15 protein-coding genes are annotated in these 15,684 nt (G+C 67.9%); 8 read left to right on the forward strand and 7 right to left on the reverse strand.

Annotated features, from left to right (window positions below; genetic code table 11):
• The 3 genes from C4S71_RS21090 to pgi form a co-directional block, all read left to right on the forward strand.
• A partial coding sequence (locus C4S71_RS21090; RefSeq protein WP_304481845.1) for a pyruvate kinase alpha/beta domain-containing protein occupies window positions 1-393 on the forward strand: 393 nt, incomplete at its 5' end.
• Entirely contained in the window at window positions 390-866 is a 477-nt protein-coding gene (locus C4S71_RS21095; RefSeq protein ID WP_086511742.1) for a methylglyoxal synthase, read from the forward strand. The genes C4S71_RS21090 and C4S71_RS21095, both read left to right, overlap by 4 nt.
• A gap of 40 nt (window positions 867-906) precedes the next feature.
• The gene (gene pgi, locus C4S71_RS21100; protein ID WP_103970488.1) at window positions 907-2,562 is read left to right on the forward strand and encodes a glucose-6-phosphate isomerase; all 1,656 of its coding nucleotides are present in this window, start codon (window positions 907-909) and stop codon (window positions 2,560-2,562) included.
• 35 nt (window positions 2,563-2,597) lie between these two features.
• Here pgi and C4S71_RS21105 read toward each other — a convergent pair whose 3' ends face one another.
• Both C4S71_RS21105 and C4S71_RS21110 read right to left on the reverse strand, forming a co-directional pair.
• Window positions 2,598-2,990, reverse strand: a complete 393-nt coding sequence (locus C4S71_RS21105) for a fluoride efflux transporter FluC (protein WP_103970462.1) — start codon at window positions 2,988-2,990, stop codon at window positions 2,598-2,600.
• Window positions 2,987-3,379: a CrcB family protein gene (locus C4S71_RS21110; RefSeq protein WP_103970463.1), complete on the reverse strand. Its 393-nt coding sequence runs from the start codon at window positions 3,377-3,379 to the stop codon at window positions 2,987-2,989. The genes C4S71_RS21105 and C4S71_RS21110 overlap by 4 nt, the downstream gene beginning before the upstream one ends.
• A gap of 289 nt (window positions 3,380-3,668) precedes the next feature.
• Here C4S71_RS21110 and C4S71_RS21115 point away from each other — a divergent pair, with 289 nt between their 5' ends.
• Entirely contained in the window at window positions 3,669-5,978 is a 2,310-nt protein-coding gene (locus C4S71_RS21115; protein WP_103970464.1) for a mechanosensitive ion channel domain-containing protein, read from the forward strand.
• 60 nt (window positions 5,979-6,038) lie between these two features.
• Here the strand turns inward: C4S71_RS21115 and C4S71_RS21120 are convergent, their stop codons facing one another.
• From C4S71_RS21120 to hemC, 5 genes are all read right to left on the reverse strand, one after another.
• Window positions 6,039-7,109: an AI-2E family transporter gene (locus C4S71_RS21120; protein WP_103970465.1), complete on the reverse strand. Its 1,071-nt coding sequence runs from the start codon at window positions 7,107-7,109 to the stop codon at window positions 6,039-6,041.
• 73 nt (window positions 7,110-7,182) lie between these two features.
• The gene (locus tag C4S71_RS21125; protein WP_103970466.1) at window positions 7,183-8,442 is read right to left on the reverse strand and encodes a heme biosynthesis HemY N-terminal domain-containing protein; all 1,260 of its coding nucleotides are present in this window, start codon (window positions 8,440-8,442) and stop codon (window positions 7,183-7,185) included.
• Complete coding sequence (locus C4S71_RS21130; protein WP_086511735.1) at window positions 8,439-9,974, reverse strand: uroporphyrinogen-III C-methyltransferase; 1,536 nt, start codon at window positions 9,972-9,974, stop codon at window positions 8,439-8,441. The genes C4S71_RS21125 and C4S71_RS21130 overlap by 4 nt, the downstream gene beginning before the upstream one ends.
• A 6-nt stretch (window positions 9,975-9,980) precedes the next feature.
• On the reverse strand, window positions 9,981-10,778 hold the full coding sequence (locus tag C4S71_RS21135) for a uroporphyrinogen-III synthase (protein ID WP_086511734.1): 798 nt from the start codon (window positions 10,776-10,778) through the stop codon (window positions 9,981-9,983).
• Window positions 10,779-11,717: a hydroxymethylbilane synthase gene (hemC, locus tag C4S71_RS21140; RefSeq protein WP_086511752.1), complete on the reverse strand. Its 939-nt coding sequence runs from the start codon at window positions 11,715-11,717 to the stop codon at window positions 10,779-10,781. It lies immediately after the preceding gene.
• 258 nt (window positions 11,718-11,975) lie between these two features.
• Between hemC and argH the strand changes: the two genes are divergently transcribed.
• Genes argH through dapF form a run of 4 tightly spaced genes read left to right on the forward strand, consistent with a single transcriptional unit; the run spans window position 11,976 to window position 15,681 of the window.
• Window positions 11,976-13,397 (forward strand): argininosuccinate lyase, encoded by a 1,422-nt coding sequence (argH, locus tag C4S71_RS21145; RefSeq protein ID WP_086511733.1) that lies wholly within the window; start codon window positions 11,976-11,978, stop codon window positions 13,395-13,397.
• A complete protein-coding gene (lptM, locus tag C4S71_RS21150; RefSeq protein WP_086511732.1) occupies window positions 13,394-13,546 on the forward strand; it encodes an LPS translocon maturation chaperone LptM in 153 nt (50 codons plus the stop codon). Before argH ends, lptM begins: the two co-directional genes overlap by 4 nt.
• Window positions 13,547-13,555: 9 nt before the next feature.
• Window positions 13,556-14,848: a diaminopimelate decarboxylase gene (gene lysA, locus C4S71_RS21155; protein ID WP_103970467.1), complete on the forward strand. Its 1,293-nt coding sequence runs from the start codon at window positions 13,556-13,558 to the stop codon at window positions 14,846-14,848.
• The gene (gene dapF, locus C4S71_RS21160; RefSeq protein WP_086511730.1) at window positions 14,848-15,681 is read left to right on the forward strand and encodes a diaminopimelate epimerase; all 834 of its coding nucleotides are present in this window, start codon (window positions 14,848-14,850) and stop codon (window positions 15,679-15,681) included. The genes lysA and dapF overlap by 1 nt, the downstream gene beginning before the upstream one ends.
• The last annotated feature ends 3 nt before the right edge of the window (window positions 15,682-15,684 follow it).

The raw sequence follows: 15,684 nt of genomic DNA on the forward strand, positions 1-15,684 counted from the left end.
ATTCACGAAGGTTTCTCGCGCATCGACGAGACCATCGCGCTGTCGGCCATGTACGCCGCCAACCACCTCACCGGGGTGGCTGCCATCGCCTGCATGACCTCCACTGGCTACACCCCGCTGATCGCCTCGCGCATCCGCTCGGGGCTGCCCATCGTCGGGCTGGCCCACAGCCCCATCGCCCAGCGGCGCATGGCGCTCTACCGCGGCGTGGTCTCGCTGCCGTTCGACACCAGCGCGATGGCCGCCAGCGAGCTCAACGACCGGGCGCTGGCGCTGCTGGTGCAACAGGGGATTGCCGAACCGGGGGATCATGTCATCCTGACCCGGGGCGAACACATGAACGCCCACGGTGGGACCAATACCCTGAAGATTCTCGAGGTAGGCCAGCCATGACCGACAGCCGCCCCCAACGCAGCGTGCGCCGCACCCTGCCGGCACGCAAGCGCATCGCCCTGATCGCCCACGACGGCAAGAAGGCCGAACTGCTGGAGTGGGCCACACGCTGGCGCGACACGCTGGCCAGGCACGAGCTGGTCGGCACCGGCACCACGGCGGGGCGCCTCTCGGCCAGCCTGGAACTGGCGGTGGAAGGCCTGATGAGCGGCCCGTTGGGGGGCGACCAGCAGATCGGCGCGCGTATCACCGAGCAGCGCCTCGACCTGCTGATCTTCTTCTGGGACCCCTTTGCACCTCAGCCCCACGACCCGGACGTCAAGGCGCTGCTGCGTCTGGCGGCGCTGTGGAACGTGCCGGTGGCGTGCAATGCGGCCAGCGCCGACTTCCTGGTCAGCTCGCCCTGGCTCGACCAACCCTACGAGATGGCCATTCCCGACGCCGAGGCCTGGGTGGCCTCACGCAACCCTTGATAACGAGATGGCGGGCCGCGCCCGCACGTGCGAGGAAACCATGTTTCATCTGACCCGCAGCGTCACCTGGCAGGCACTCCAGCGGCTGCAGCAGGCCACCGCCCAAGACCGCATCAGCGACTATTTCGCCGCCGACCCGCAGCGCTTCGACAAGATGAGCCTGCGCGTCGGCGGGCTGTTCCTCGACTACTCCAAGCATCACGTCTCCGAGGCGGTGCTGGCCAAGCTGCTCGAGCTGGCCGACCACTCGGCGCTGGTGCAGCGCCGCGCCCAGATGTTCTCCGGCGACATCATCAACGTCACCGAGGACCGTCCGGTACTGCACACCGCGCTGCGCAACCTCGGCGAGGGCCCGCTGATGGTCGACGGCAAGGACGTGATGCCCGAGATCCAGCGCACCCGCGAACAGATCCGCCAGTTCTCCGAGGCGGTGCGCAGCGGCGAGTGGCGCGGCTACAGCGGCGAGCGCATCAAGGACGTGGTCAACATCGGCATCGGCGGCTCGGACCTCGGCCCCAACATGGCCTGCCGGGCGCTGCTCAAGTACCGCCACGCCGAGCTCAACTTCCACTTCGTCTCCAACGTCGACGGCACCCACATCCAGAAGGTGCTCAAGCGACTCGATCCGGCCACCACGCTGTTCATCGTCTCGACCAAGACCTTCTCCACCCAGGAGACGCTGCTCAACGCCAAGACCGCCCGCCGCTGGTTCCTCGACAATGCCGGCGAGGGCGCCGACGTGGGCGCTCACTTCATCGCCGCCTCGACCAACCGCAAGGCGGCCATGGAGTTCGGCATCCGCGAGGAGAACGTGTTCGAGTTCTGGGCCTGGGTCGGCGGGCGCTACTCGATGTGGTCTTCCATCGGCCTGCCCATCGCGCTCTCCATCGGCTTCGACGGCTTCATGGAGATGCTCGAGGGCGCCTATGCCATGGACCAGCACTTCATCGAGGCCCCCAACGCCCGCAACATGCCGGTACTGATGGCGCTGATCGGCATCTGGTACATCAACTTCCTCGGCGCCGAGACCCAGGCCATCGTGCCCTACGACCAGGCGCTGCATCAGCTGCCGGCCTTCCTGCAGCAGCTCGACATGGAGTCCAACGGCAAGTCGGTGGACATCTTCGGCCATCCGGTGAACTACAAGACCGGGCCCATCGTCTGGGGCCAGACCGGCTCCAACGGCCAGCACGCCTTCTTCCAGCTGCTGCACCAGGGCACCCGCTACGTGCCCATCGACTTCATCGCCTCGCTCAAGCCCGAGCCCGGCGTCGAGGAGCACCACTTCGCCCTGCTCACCAACATGCTGGCCCAGGCCAACGCCTTCATGATGGGCAGCCAGGTGGGCAGCCAGCTCGACCCCTACAGCTGCCCCGGCAACCGCCCCTCCAGCGTGCTGCTGCTCGACGAGCTGACGCCGCGCAACCTCGGCGCGTTGATCGCGCTCTACGAGCACAAGGTGTTCGTGCAGGGGGTGATCTGGAACATCAACTCCTTCGATCAGTGGGGCGTGCAGCTGGGCAAGCGCATCGCCGGCGAGATCAGTGAGCGCATCGACGAGCGCAGCCAGGAGTTCGATGCCTCGACCCAGGGCCTGCTGGCGCTGGTGCGCGAACACTTCCGCTCCGCCCCCGAGACGGAGGAGCCGGCCAAGGCCGGCAAAGCGGAGAAGAAGACGGCCAAGGCCAGGCGCTGACCGGCCTGTGAGGAAGTGAGCCAGACGCGGGCCCGTCAGCCGTGACGGGCCCGCACGAAGCGATCACCCCACCAGGCCGCCGCCAGCCACAGCGGCACGCTGAGCGCGACATAGAGCAGCGCCAGGCCAGGGCGGCCGCGCTCGAGCAGGAAGAGCGTTTCCAAGCCGAACAGCGAGAAGGTGGTGAAGCCGCCGCAGAAGCCGGCCACCAGGAACGGCTGCCAGCGCGCCACGCGACCGCCGACGCCCAGGGCAGCATGCGCCGCGAAGGCGGCGATCAGCCACGAACCCAGCAGGTTGACCACCAGCGTGCCCCAGGGGAAGGCCGGGCCGAGCGTGGCATAGCTGGCCAGCGACACCAGATAGCGCAGCGCGCTGCCCAGGGCGCTGCCCAGCCCCACCGCCGCGTAGGCGCGCCAGCCGTTCATGTCAGTCGCCCCGTCAGCCACCAGCCCAGAGCGGCAAGCGCCAGGCCCGCCGTCAGGGTGACGGCGACGTTACCGACCGCAGCACGCCGGCGGCCGCTCTGCCACAGGGTCAGGCTCTGCAGGCTCAGCGAGGAGACGGTGGTATAGCCGCCCAGCAGGCCGACGACCAGAAACAGCCAGCCACCCGTCACCTCGCCCCCTCGGGCCAGGCCGAACCAGCCGGCCAGCGCACCGGCCAGCAGCGCCCCGCTGAGATTGACCACCAGCGTGCCCCAGGGAAAGGCGGTACCCCACCGCCTGGCAAACAGGTTGGAGACCGCCAGGCGCGCCATGCCGCCCAAGGCACCGCCCGCTGCTACCATTAGCACTAGCCCCACGCTCGCATTCATGCGCTTCACTCGTCGCTGCCGCCAGCCGATGCTAGCCGAGTCGGGTGGCCGAGACAAAAAGAAAGCCATCCGGGGGGCGGATGGCAAGAGGGATGTCGAACTTGGTGCAGGGAATCACGCCATAAGGGGGATGGCGCAGGCCGAATATTACACAAAACCATAATGATGTACAATGCATGAACAAGAAACTGGGCGTGCAGCACAACCATTCGTTCCTCACGCCTTGAACCCGTATGATTGGCTCAGTACGCTTCGCTGCCCGCCGACACGCCCGAAATGGAGGACCTGCGTGATTGCCCAACGGATTCTTGCCTGCCTGCTTGTCTGGCTATCCATCGCCCTGCTGGCGTCTTCACCGGCTCTGGCACAACCCGCCGACACCGGCGCCGCGCCGGCCCCCGAAGTGCTGGCCGAGCTGCTCGAGAACGAGCAGACCCGTCAGCAGTTGATCGAGCATCTGCGTCGTCAGGCCGCCGCCGACCCGGCGCTGGCTGCCGAGCCGGATGGCGCGATATCGCTGCCCAGGCAGCTGGCCGAAATGACCAGCCGCGTCGTCAGCGATATCGGTGGCGAGGTGCGCAACCTGTTCGCCGTGGTGGCAGGCCTGTTCACCGCCGAGACCGATACTGCCGCCATCGACTGGGGCGGCTTTCTCACTGCGGCGATCAACCTGGGGCTGGTCATCGCTGCCACCTTCGCCCTGTTCCTGTTCTTTCGCCGGCTGTCGCGACCGCTTTTCACCCGGCTGAGCCAATGGTCGAAGCAGGGCGGCGGACTCAACCCGATCATTCTGCTCGTGCTGTGCGTCCTCATCGCCGCCGTGATCGACGTGCTGGTGGTGGCGCTCTCCTACGTGGGCGGCAACCTGATCGCCACCTTCGCCGTGGGCGAGACCGGCGAGCTCTCGACCCGCGCCTCGCTGTTCCTCAACGCCTTCTTGATCATCGAGCTGATCAAGGCGGCCATTCGCATGCTGTTCGCCTCACGCTACGAGGGGCTGAGGCTGCTGCCCATCTCGGCCGCCGAGGCCTCCTACTGGAACCGCTGGCTGGCCCGGCTGATCGGTCTGGTGGGTTACGGCCTGCTGGTGGTGGCGCCGCTGACCAGCGTCTACCTGGCCCCGACCATGGGTCAGGCGGTCGGCGCGCTGATCATGTTCGGCGCCTTCATCTATGCCGTGGCGGTGGTGCTGAAGAACCGCCTGCGCATCCGCGATGAGCTGAACGCCATGGCGGCCCGCTCCGACTTCACCGCCACCCGCATCTCACTGCAGCTGTTCGCGCGCACCTGGCACCTGTTCGCCCTGGCTTATTTCCTGATGGTGCTGGTACTGACCCTGACGCGCCCGGCGGACGCCCTGCCCTTCGTGCTGATGGCGACACTCAAGACGGTGGTCGTGGTGGTGGTGGGCATGCTGCTGTCGAGCCTGCTGACCCACTCCATCGGCCGGCGTATTCGCCTTTCCGACGACATGCGTCGCAAGCTGCCGCTGCTCGAGCCGCGGCTCAACAGCTACGTGCCCAACGCCCTGCGGGTCATCCGCACGATAATTCTGGCCGCCGTGGTACTGCTGGTACTGGACGCCTGGGGCGCCTTCGACCTGGCGGCCTGGTATGCCTCCGAACCCGGTCGCGGCCTGGTCGGTACGCTGGTCAGCGTGGCGGTGATCCTGCTGCTCGCCATCGGCGTATGGCTGGGGCTGGCCAGCCTGATCGAGCACAAGCTCAACCCCGAAACCGGCACCGGGGAGCCCGATGCCCGCGCCAAGACGCTGCTGACCCTGTTTCGCAACGCCCTGGCCATTGCGCTGATCACCATGACCGCAATGATCGTGCTGTCGGAGATCGGCATCAACATCGGCCCGCTGATCGCCGGTGCCGGCGTGCTGGGCCTGGCCATCGGCTTCGGCGCCCAGAAGCTGGTGCAGGACATCATCACCGGCATCTTCATCCAGGTGGAGAACGCCATGAACACCGGCGACGTGGTCTCGGTGGGCGGCATCACCGGTACCGCCGAGCGGCTCAGCATCCGCTCGGTGGGTATCCGCGACCTCTCGGGCACCTACCACATCGTGCCCTTCTCCAGCGTCGATACCGTCTCCAACTTCATGCGCGAGTTCGGCTATCACGTGGGTGAGTACGGCATCGCCTACCGCGAGAGCATCGACGAGGCGATCGTCGCCCTGCGCGAGGCCTTCGACGAGCTGGCCGCCGACGAGACCCACAAGATGAACATCGTCGCCCCGCTGGAAGTGGCCGGGGTCACGGCACTGGCCAACAGCTCGGTGAACATCCGCGTGCGCATCAAGACCACGCCCGGCACCCAGTGGGGCATCGGCCGTGCCTACAACCGCCTGGTCAAGCTGCACTTCGACGCCAAGGGCATCGAGATCCCCTTCCCGCACACCACGCTCTACTTCGGCGTGGGCAAGGAGGGCGAAGCACCGCCCGCCAACGTGCGTCTCATGCAGCAGAACTTCGACATCGACGGCCGTCCGGGCGGCCAACCCCGCTCCGGCGAGAGCAGCCGCGAGGGCGAGGACGACCCGCGCTCCAGGCCCAACCCGGAGTTCAAGGGCGACTACGAAGAGAAGGACTGACCGCCCGACACGGAAACGAGAGGAAAGCGCATGGGGGCTGCCGGCATGGCAGCCCCCGCTTTATGTGAGACGTCGCGTTTCCTGCCTGGGCCAGGCCAGCCACAGCGCCTTCACCAGAGTGGCCAGGGGGATCGAGAAGAACAGCCCCCAGAAGCCCCAGATGCCGCCGAAGAACAGCACCGCCACGATGATCGTCACGGGATGCAGGTTGACCGCCTCGGCGAACAGCAGCGGCGCCAGCACGTTGCCGTCCAGCGCCTGGATCACGCCGTAGGCCAGGATCACGTAGAGAAAGGGTTGGGTGAGACCGAAGTGGAAGCCCGCCACGGCAGCCACGGGCAACGTGACGACGGCAGCTCCGATATAGGGGAGCAGCGTCGAGAGCCCGACCAGGATGCCCAGCAGCAGCGCATAGGGCAGCCCGAACAGAGCAAAGGTGACGTAGCTGACCGTGCCGACGATGAGGATTTCGAGCGCCTTGCCGCGCACGTAGTTGCTCAGCTGCACCTCCATTTCCGCCCAGACCTGACTCATCAACGTGCGCTTCTCCGGCAGGAAGGGCAGGAAGAAGCCCAGCAGCAAGGCACGATCCTTGAGCAGGAAGAACACCAGGATCGGTACCAGCACCAAGTAGATGATGAGCGCCATGACATTACCCAGCGAAGCCAGCGACAGCGCCAGCAGCCGCTGGCCGAGCTGGGTGGCCTCACGTCCGGCCATGGCGGTCCACGCCTGCATCTGCTCGGGGCTCACCAGGTTGGGGAAGCGCGTCTCCAGTTGCCCCAGCAGCTCCTGGCCCTGACCGACGATGTAAGGAATCTCCTGCACCAGGCCGGTCAGCTGTGACCACACCAGCGGAATCAGCAACAGCACGACCTTGAGCAGCAGCCCGACGAACACCACGAAGACCGTGATCACCGCCGTCAGGTGCGACACGCCCCGTTGCGTCAGCCGCGTTACCGCCCCCTGCAGCAGAAAGGCGAGCACCAGTGCCGTGAGGAAAGGTGCCAGCATGCGCCCCAGCCAGAGCACGGCGGCAAAGCCGGCAATGAGCAGGACAAGCAGGATCACCGCCTGTTCGTCGGAAAAATATCGGGACGTCCAGCGCTGCCAGACCTGCTTGAGTGCCACGGTGTCCTCCTGCGACACGGGAAAGGGGCGCCGAGGCGCCCCTTGCGTTGCCTTGCGATGGTTTGAAGCCGACTCAGCTCGCCTTGGGAGAGGCCGGCTCCGCATCCGTTGCCCCGGCGGGTTCGGCCGGCTGCGGCAGCGAGGGCAGCGACTTGTCGAGCAGTTCGACGCTCTGGCGGTAGTAGAGCTGGCTCTTGTTGTGCTCGCCCAGGTTGGCATAGAGCCGCGCCAGCTCGGCGCAGACCAGCCCGCTGGGGCGCTGGCGCTGGCTCGCCTCGAAGTACTCCTGCGCCTTGCCCCAGTAGGCGTTGCGCAGCGCCAGACGGCCCAGGGTCAGCAGCAGGTCGGGGTCGTTGGGCCGCTCCTGCAGCCACTTCTCGGCATGCACCAGTTGACGCGCCGGGTCGACGTTGAGCAGCCCGTAGCGCAGCACCAGGCGACTGTCCCAGTGCTCCTTGAGCGAATGGCGCAGCAGACGCTCGGCAATACCCTCCTCGTCGCCCCGCACCAGCGCTTCGGCATACAGCACGATCAACTCGACGTTGCCGCGCAGCGAGTCCGGCATATCGGCCCACAGGTTGCGAATGCGCTCGACGTTCCCCGGGTCGCGCGACTCGTGTACCAGCAGCTCCTTGTAGGCGCGCAGCTCCAGTTGGCCGCGCTCCTGGGGCGAAATCAGCTGGCGCGAGGCCAGACGCGGCATCAGTCGGCGCAGGCCCTCCCAGTCGTTGACGCTGAGATAGGCCTGCTTGAGCTGCTTGAGAACCTGAGGGTGGTTGGGCAGCTGACGGTCGAGGCGGGTCAGGATGGCCAGCGCCTCCTCGTACTGCTGACGGTCCAGCATCAGCTGGACCTGCATCAGCCCGACGGCGGTGTCGGCGCCCTCGGTGGAGAGGTGGGCGCGCTTGAGCAGCGTGTCGGCCTGCTCGTAGCGACCCTGGTAGTGGGCCGCCAGGGCGGCGGAAAGATAGTTGACCAGCGGCGTGCTGGAGTCGTCGGCGGCCTTGACCAGCGACTTCTCGGCGCGCTTCCAGCGCCCTTCGGCCAGCGCCACCAGGCCGCGCACGGTGCGCTTCATGGCATTGCGGTGGCGCGTGCGGCGATTCCACACCTTGAGCCGGCTGACGGGGTGGCTCATGCGCATCAGCAGGCGCAGCACGAAGTGCAGCACGAGGAAGGCAGCAAGCAACAGCACCAGGCCGAACCAGAACGAGGTCTGGTAGGAGGTATCGCCTACGCGCACCAGCCAGTAGCCCGGCACCGAGACCATCAGCTGGCCGAGCAGCGCTCCCAGCGCCAGGCCGAAGAGAACGATCAGCAGCAGCTTTCTCATGCCTCATCTCCCCGCTCGCCGCGCGAACCGAAACGACGCTCGATAAACTCGGCCAGCGCCTGCTGGGAGCCGCTGATGTCGGGCAGCTCGGGTTGGATGTTCTCGCCCCTGAGCTCCTGGAGCCGTGCGATGACGGCCTGGACTTCGTTGCGCTCGGTGTCGTAGTAGCCTTCGATCATGGCCAGGGCCTTGTCGAGGCTGGCCTCGTACAGCTCCTGCTCCTCCTTGAGCAGCGCCAGCTGGGCCTGCTCGAGAATCAGCCGGGCGCTCTGGCGCAGGTAGGCCTCCTGCTCCGGCGTGACCAGCGCCTCGAGCGCCTCGTCGTGATGACGGATCACCACCAGTTCGCGCAGCTCCTGACCGAAGCGGGAGAGCTGATCCTGCCAGCCGCCGGTGGGCGCTTCCTCGATGCCGGGGCGTGCCGGGATCTCCTCCAGTTCGCGGGAAAGCGGCAGCTGTGCCAGACGCTGCTGCTGAGCGTTGAGCGCCAGATAGAGGCCGGTGCGGTCGACTCGGGGCACGCCGTCGAGTACCGAAAGCTCGGCGGCAATGGCGCGGCGCACGGAGAGCAGCGCCGGGTTGTCGGCCTCGTTGAGGCGGGCATCGGCGGTACGCAGCAGGGCCGCGGCCCCTTCCACGTCACGCTCGAGCTGCAGCCGCTGGTTGGCCAGGCGCAGCAGGTAGGCGGCTTCGGCGTGGAGCCATTCGCGCTCGTCGGCATCCTGCTCGCGGGAGAGCTCGGCCAGCACCTGGTCCAGGGCGCCGTCGACTTCGCTGCGGTAGCTGGCGAATTCGCTGCGCATGGTTTCGATCGCTTCGGCCACCTCGGCGTCGCGGGTCTCGTCGGCCCGCTCCAGCTCCTCGCGCAGGGTGGCGACCTCGTCGGCGGACGCCGCGCCTTCGGCGCGCTGCTCGAGTTCGGCCAGGCGCTGTTGCTGTTCGTCGAGACGCTCCCAGGCGTTCCAGGCGAAGAGGCCGGCGCCGATGCCCAGGAACAGCACCAGGATCAGAGCCAGAACACCGGCGGCACGGCCGCCACCCTGGCCGCCGCCACTGGCAGCAGATGCAGGCGGCGGGGTCGCCGCGCCGCCGACCGGTGCCGCCTTGGCAGTATCGCCGTCGCTCTTGCCGCCACTCTTGCTATCGCTGGCCGCAGGCTTGCCCGCTGCAGCCGGCTTGTCGGTGGTCTTGTCGCTGCTGGCGGGTTCGGGCTTGGCCGCAGCGGGCTTGTCGCCACCCTTTTCCTGAGCGGCCTTGGTCTCGGCAGGGGCTGGAGCGACAGGCTGAGCTGGCTTGTCGGAGCCGGCGGGAGCGCTTTTGGCAGCAGCAGGGCCGGCATCCTTCTTGTCCGCAGGTGCGGCGGCGGGCTTCTCGCCGCTCTTGGCGTCGCTGCCCGGCGCTGGCGAAGACGCCGCACTCTTGCCGCTGTCGCCGGCGGGCTTCGACTTTGCCTCCGCCTCGCGGCCCTTGCCGTCCTGTCCCTTGCCGGAAGAGGCCTTCCGTTCATCCTGATCGTTGGTCTGCTTGCTCATCTGTCGCTAGCCCTTTTCGAGATCGTCTTGATCGACATCGGCATCCTCCTGGTTACAGGCTGCGGCCACGGCACTGGCGAGAGCCGCCGGCGTGGCACCCGCCGCCACCACGGGAGTGCGAAAACCCAAGTTGCTGGCCAGTGTAGCCAAACGGCGACTGGACACGATTAGCGGTTGGTTCAAGGTGACCCTGGTGCTCCATCTTGCCAGATGTTCGAGCAGTTCGCCGCTGCTGACCACCAGCGCCCGAAACTCGCCGCGGGCCAGGCGCTGCTGAAGCTCCGGCGGCGGCGCCTGCAGCCGCCGGCGGTACAGCGCCACCCGCGTGACCCTGGCCCCGCGCGCCGCCAGGGTATCGGCCAGCAGCGTACGCCCGCCTTCGCCAGCCACCAGCAGCACGCGCTGACCGTTCAGCGAGCGCAGCGAGGCGAGTTCGAGCAGCGCCTCGCTGGTGTCCTCGCCGACAGCGGCAGGGGGCAGGTGCACCCGTACGCCGAGGCGCTCGTGGAGAGCCTCGGCGGTGGCCGCGCCCACCGCGTACCACTGGGTGCCCAGGGGCAGCTGCGGCCAGTAGCGATCCAGGGCGCGGTAGAGGCATTCGGCGGCGAAAGGGCTGACCACCACGACCTTGTGGAAATGGTCGAAGTCGAGCCACGCCTGGCGCACTGCCGGTTCCTCCGGCAGCGCTTCCAGCGCCATCGCCTCGAGATTGAGCGCTGCATAGCCCACGGCCTCGATGGCCGCCGTCAGCGCGGCGGCGCGCTCACCCGGGCGGCAGATGAGAACGGCGGGCCCGGCAGCCATTCAGGCGCCGTAGACCTGCGCCAGGATTTCGCCGGCGCCCTGCTCCAGCAGCTCTTCGGCCACCCGAACGCCCAGCGCCTCCGGCTCGTGAATCGAGCCGCGCCCCTCGGCGCGCAGCACCTGGGTGCCCTCGGGGTTGCCCACCAGCGCGCGCAGCCACAGCGTCTGACCGTCGTTCTCGAAGGTGGCATAACCGCCGATGGGCACCTGGCAGCCGCCCTCGAGACGAGTGTTCATGGCCCGCTCGGCACGTACCCGGGTGGCGGTGATGGGGTCGTCCAGCGGCGCCAGCAGCGAGATCAGCTCAGGGTCGTTGATACGACATTCGATTCCCAGCGCCCCCTGGCCGCAGGCCGGCAGGCACACCTCCGGCGACAGCTCCTGGGCGATACGCTCGCCGAGCCCCAGCCGCTTGAGGCCGGAGGTCGCCAGGATGATGGCGTCGAACTCGCCGGCATCGAGCTTGGCCAGACGGGTCTGGACATTGCCGCGCAGGGTCAGGATCTCCAGGTCGGGGCGCTGCTCGCGCATCTGCAGCCCGCGACGCAGGCTGGAAGTGCCGATGCGGGCGCCCTCGGGCAGCTCGTCGAGCGAGCCATAGTCATTGGAGACGAAGGCATCGGTAGGCTCGGCACCGGCGAAGATCACCGACAGGCCGAGACCCTCGGGGAAGTGCATGGGCACGTCCTTCATCGAGTGCACGGCGATATCGGCGCGGCCGTCCAGAATCGCCTCTTCGAGCTCCTTGACGAACAGCCCCTTGCCGCCGATCTTCGCCAGCGGCGTGTCGAGAATCTTGTCGCCGCGGGTGGAGAGCGCCACCAGCTCGACCTCGAGCCCCGGGTGTTCGGCCATCAGCAGATCGCGAACGTGTTCGGCCTGCCACATGGCCAGTAGACTCTTGCGGGTGGCAATGCGCAGCGTGTTGATGGATCGCACGTGGTTCTCCCCAGGCAGCGGGCCCCGGCGGCCCTGCTCAACGATGATTGCCGCAACATTATCGGTCACGGTCGGCAGTCGGTCATTGACGTTCATCATAAAGCACCGGGCGAGGCAGGAAAAATCGAGCGCCCCGAGCATGGTCGCCGGCCCTCGCCACCCGCGCCGACTCTGGTACACTGCAAGACCTGACTGCCGCCGCCGCAGGCGGCTTCCCGATGAACGCCACAGCATGCAACACGCAGGATGTCCACGCCGATGAGCTCTAGTCCCACAACCCCCGGCACCAACCAGTCCTGGGGCGGTCGCTTCAGCGAACCCACCGATGCCTTCGTCGAACGTTTCACCGCCTCGGTCGGTTTCGACCAGCGCCTGGCGCTACAGGACATCCAGGGCTCCATCGCCCATGCCACCATGCTGGCCCGGGTCGGCGTGCTGACCGACGACGAGCGCGACGCCATCGTCGCCGGACTGACGGAGATCCGCGGCGAGATCGAGCGCGGCGAATTCCAGTGGTCGGTGAAGCTCGAAGACGTGCACATGAACGTCGAGGCGCGCCTCACCGACAAGATCGGCATCACCGGCAAGAAGCTGCACACCGGCCGCTCGCGCAACGACCAGGTGGCCACCGACATCCGCCTGTTCCTGCGCGACGAGATCGACGTGGTGGAAGCCGAGCTCGGCCGCCTGCGCGAGGGGCTGATCGCACTGGCCGAGCGCGAGGCCGACACCATCATGCCCGGCTTCACCCACCTGCAGACCGCCCAGCCGGTGACCTTCGGCCACCACCTGCTGGCGTGGCAGGAGATGCTCGCCCGCGACCACGAGCGCCTGCTCGACTGCCGCAAGAGGGTCAACGTGATGCCGCTGGGCGCCGCCGCGCTGGCCGGCACCACCTATCCCATCGACCGCCACGTCACCGCCGAGCTGCTGGGCTTCGAGCGCCCGGCCGAGAACTCGCTGGACGCGGTGAGCGATCGCGACTTCGCCATCGAGTTCGCCAGCTTCGCCAGCATCCTGCTGATGCACCTGTCGCGCATGAGCGAGGAGCTGGTGCTGTGGACCAGCGCCCAGTTCGACTTCATCGACCTGCCCGACCGCTTCTGTACCGGCAGCTCGATCATGCCGCAGAAGAAGAACCCCGACGTGCCCGAGCTGGTGCGCGGCAAGACCGGGCGCGTCTACGGCCACCTGATGGGCCTGCTGACGCTGATGAAGTCGCAGCCGCTGGCCTACAACAAGGACAACCAGGAGGACAAGGAGCCGCTGTTCGACACCCTCGACACGGTGCGCGACTGCCTCAAGGCCTTCGCCGACATGGTGCCGGCCATCGAAGCGCGCAAGGAGAGCATGTACGAGGCTGCCCGCCGCGGCTTCTCCACTGCCACCGACCTGGCCGACTACCTGGTGCGCCGCGGCGTGGCCTTCCGCGACGCCCACGAGATCGTCGGCCAGTCGGTGGCCTTCGGCATTCGCGAGAAGAAGGATCTCTCCGAGATGAGCCTCGACGAGCTGCGCCAGTTCTCCGACGTGATCGAGAGCGACGTGTTCGAGGTACTGACCCTGGAGGGCTCGGTAGCGGCACGCAACCACATCGGCGGCACCGCCCCGGACCAGGTGCGCGCCGCGGCAAGCCGCGCCCGCGAGGCCTTGACCGCCCTGCGAGGCAGCCGCCCATGAACCGCCTCGCCCTGGCCGCGCTGACGCTGGCGGCCAGCCTGCTGCTGGCCGGCTGCGGCCAGAAGGGGCCGCTCTATCTGCCCGACGACGAGGCCGCCGCCGAACGCTACGGCACGGGCGCTGCCGCTCCCAACGACGACGAGAGTTAACGGACCAACATGGATCACTTCGAATACCGCGACGGCGTACTCTACGGCGAGGAGGTCCCGCTGACCCAGGTGGCCGACGAGATCGGCACGCCTTGCTACGTCTACTCTCGTGCCACCCTGACCCGCCACTACCGGGCCTACACCGAGGCGCTGGGCAGCCACCCTCACCTGATCTGCTACGCGGTGAAGGCCAACTCCAACCTGGCGGTGCTGAACCTGCTGGCACGCCTGGGCGCCGGTTTCGACATCGTCTCGCTGGGCGAGCTGGAGCGTGTGCTGGCCGCCGGCGGCGACCCGGCCAAGGTGGTGTTCTCCGGCGTGGCCAAGCAGGAGCACGAGATGGCCCGTGCCCTCGAGGTAGGCATCAAGTGCTTCAACGTCGAGTCGCGCCCGGAACTCGAGCGCCTGTCCGCCGTGGCCGAGCGGCTGGGCAAGGTGGCGCCGGTGTCGCTGCGGGTCAATCCCGACGTCGACGCCGGCACTCACCCCTATATCTCCACCGGGCTCAAGGACAACAAGTTCGGCATCGCGGTGGGCGAGGCGCTCGAGGTGTACGAGCTGGCCGCCCGCCTGCCGGGGCTGAAGGTCGTCGGCATCGACTGCCACATCGGCTCGCAGCTCACCGAGCTGGCGCCCTTCCTCGACGCCCTGGACCGCCTGCTGGTACTGCTCGAGCGCCTGCACGAGCGTGGCATCAGCGTGGAACACCTGGATCTCGGCGGCGGTCTCGGCGTGCCCTACCGCGGCGAGCGTCCGCCCCAGCCCTTCGACTATGCCGCCTCGCTGCTCGAGCGCCTGGCCCAGTGGAAGCACGGCGAGAACCTGACCCTGCTGTTCGAGCCGGGCCGTTCGATCGCCGCCAATGCCGGCGTGCTGCTGACCCGGGTCGAGTTCCTCAAGCCCGGCGAGACCAAGAACTTCGCCATCGTCGATGCCGGCATGAACGACCTGATCCGCCCCTCGCTGTATCAGGCGTGGCAGGCGATCATTCCGGTGGACACCCGCCACGTGCGCGAAAGCGCCGTCTACGACGTGGTCGGCCCGGTGTGCGAAACCGGCGATTTCCTCGGCAAGGAGCGTGAGCTGGCGATCGGCGCCGGCGACCTGCTGGCAGTGCGCTCCGCCGGCGCCTACGGCTTCGTCATGGCCTCGAACTACAACAGCCGCCCGCGTCCCGCCGAGGTCATGGTCGACGGCGACGCCTACCACGTGGTGCGCCAGCGCGAGAGCGTCGAGTCGCTGTGGGCCGGCGAATCGCTGCTGCCCCGTGGGACGGCGCCCGGTGAGGGAGGCGAGCGCTGATGCTGCTGCACTTCACCAAGATGCATGGCCTCGGCAACGACTTCATGGTGATCGATCTGATCACCCAGCGGGCGCGGCTGCGCGACGAGCAGATCCGCAAGCTCGCCGACCGCCGCTTCGGCATCGGCTTCGACCAGCTGCTGGTGGTCGAGCCGCCGCGCAGCCCCGACATGGACTTCCGCTACCGGATCTTCAATGCCGATGGCAGCGAGGTGGAGAATTGCGGCAACGGCGCTCGCTGCTTCGCCCGTTTCGTGCGCGATCAGCGTCTGACCCACAAGCGCGAGATTCACGTGGAGACCGCCGGCGGGCCGCTGACGCTGGTGGTCAATGACGACGATCAGGTCACGGTGGACATGGGCACCCCGCGCTTCGAACCCGCGGCCCTACCCTTCGATGCCACCGAGGATCGCCCGCTGCATGCGCTCGAGGTCGACGGCGAGCGCTACGAGATCGGCGCCGTCTCCATGGGCAATCCCCACGCCGTGCTGCGCGTCGACGATGTCGACACCGCCCCCGTCGAACGCCTCGGCCCGCTGATCGAGCGCCACCCGCGCTTTCCGCGCCGGGTCAACGCCGGCTTCATGCAGGTGGTATCGCCCCATGAGATCCGCCTGCGGGTGTTCGAGCGCGGCACCGGCGAGACCCTGGCCTGCGGCACCGGCGCCTGTGCCGCAGTGGCCAGCGGCATCCGCCAGGGTCTGCTGGAGAGCCCGGTCACGGTCCATCTGCGCGGCGGCGACCTGCGCATCGAGTGGTCCGGCGACGAGGCGCCACTGCTCATGACCGGCCCGGCAGAACGCGTCTTCGAAGGGCGTATCGCCCTGGCCTGATGT

This window comes from Billgrantia desiderata, from assembly GCF_900108215.1.
Taxonomy (GTDB): domain Bacteria; phylum Pseudomonadota; class Gammaproteobacteria; order Pseudomonadales; family Halomonadaceae; genus Halomonas; species Halomonas desiderata.

What these genes read in the sequence shown, in the direction of transcription:
- C4S71_RS21095 (WP_086511742.1), top strand. Translation starts at nt 390, where the DNA reads ATGACCGACAGCCGCCCCCAACGCAGCGTGCGCCGCACCCTGCCGGCA.
- pgi (WP_103970488.1), top strand. Translation starts at nt 907, where the DNA reads ATGTTTCATCTGACCCGCAGCGTCACCTGGCAGGCACTCCAGCGGCTG.
- C4S71_RS21105 (WP_103970462.1), bottom strand. Translation starts at nt 2,990, where the DNA reads ATGAACGGCTGGCGCGCCTACGCGGCGGTGGGGCTGGGCAGCGCCCTG.
- C4S71_RS21110 (WP_103970463.1), bottom strand. Translation starts at nt 3,379, where the DNA reads ATGAATGCGAGCGTGGGGCTAGTGCTAATGGTAGCAGCGGGCGGTGCC.
- C4S71_RS21125 (WP_103970466.1), bottom strand. Translation starts at nt 8,442, where the DNA reads ATGAGAAAGCTGCTGCTGATCGTTCTCTTCGGCCTGGCGCTGGGAGCG.
- C4S71_RS21130 (WP_086511735.1), bottom strand. Translation starts at nt 9,974, where the DNA reads ATGAGCAAGCAGACCAACGATCAGGATGAACGGAAGGCCTCTTCCGGC.
- C4S71_RS21135 (WP_086511734.1), bottom strand. Translation starts at nt 10,778, where the DNA reads ATGGCTGCCGGGCCCGCCGTTCTCATCTGCCGCCCGGGTGAGCGCGCC.
- argH (WP_086511733.1), top strand. Translation starts at nt 11,976, where the DNA reads ATGAGCTCTAGTCCCACAACCCCCGGCACCAACCAGTCCTGGGGCGGT.
- lptM (WP_086511732.1), top strand. Translation starts at nt 13,394, where the DNA reads ATGAACCGCCTCGCCCTGGCCGCGCTGACGCTGGCGGCCAGCCTGCTG.
- lysA (WP_103970467.1), top strand. Translation starts at nt 13,556, where the DNA reads ATGGATCACTTCGAATACCGCGACGGCGTACTCTACGGCGAGGAGGTC.
- dapF (WP_086511730.1), top strand. Translation starts at nt 14,848, where the DNA reads ATGCTGCTGCACTTCACCAAGATGCATGGCCTCGGCAACGACTTCATG.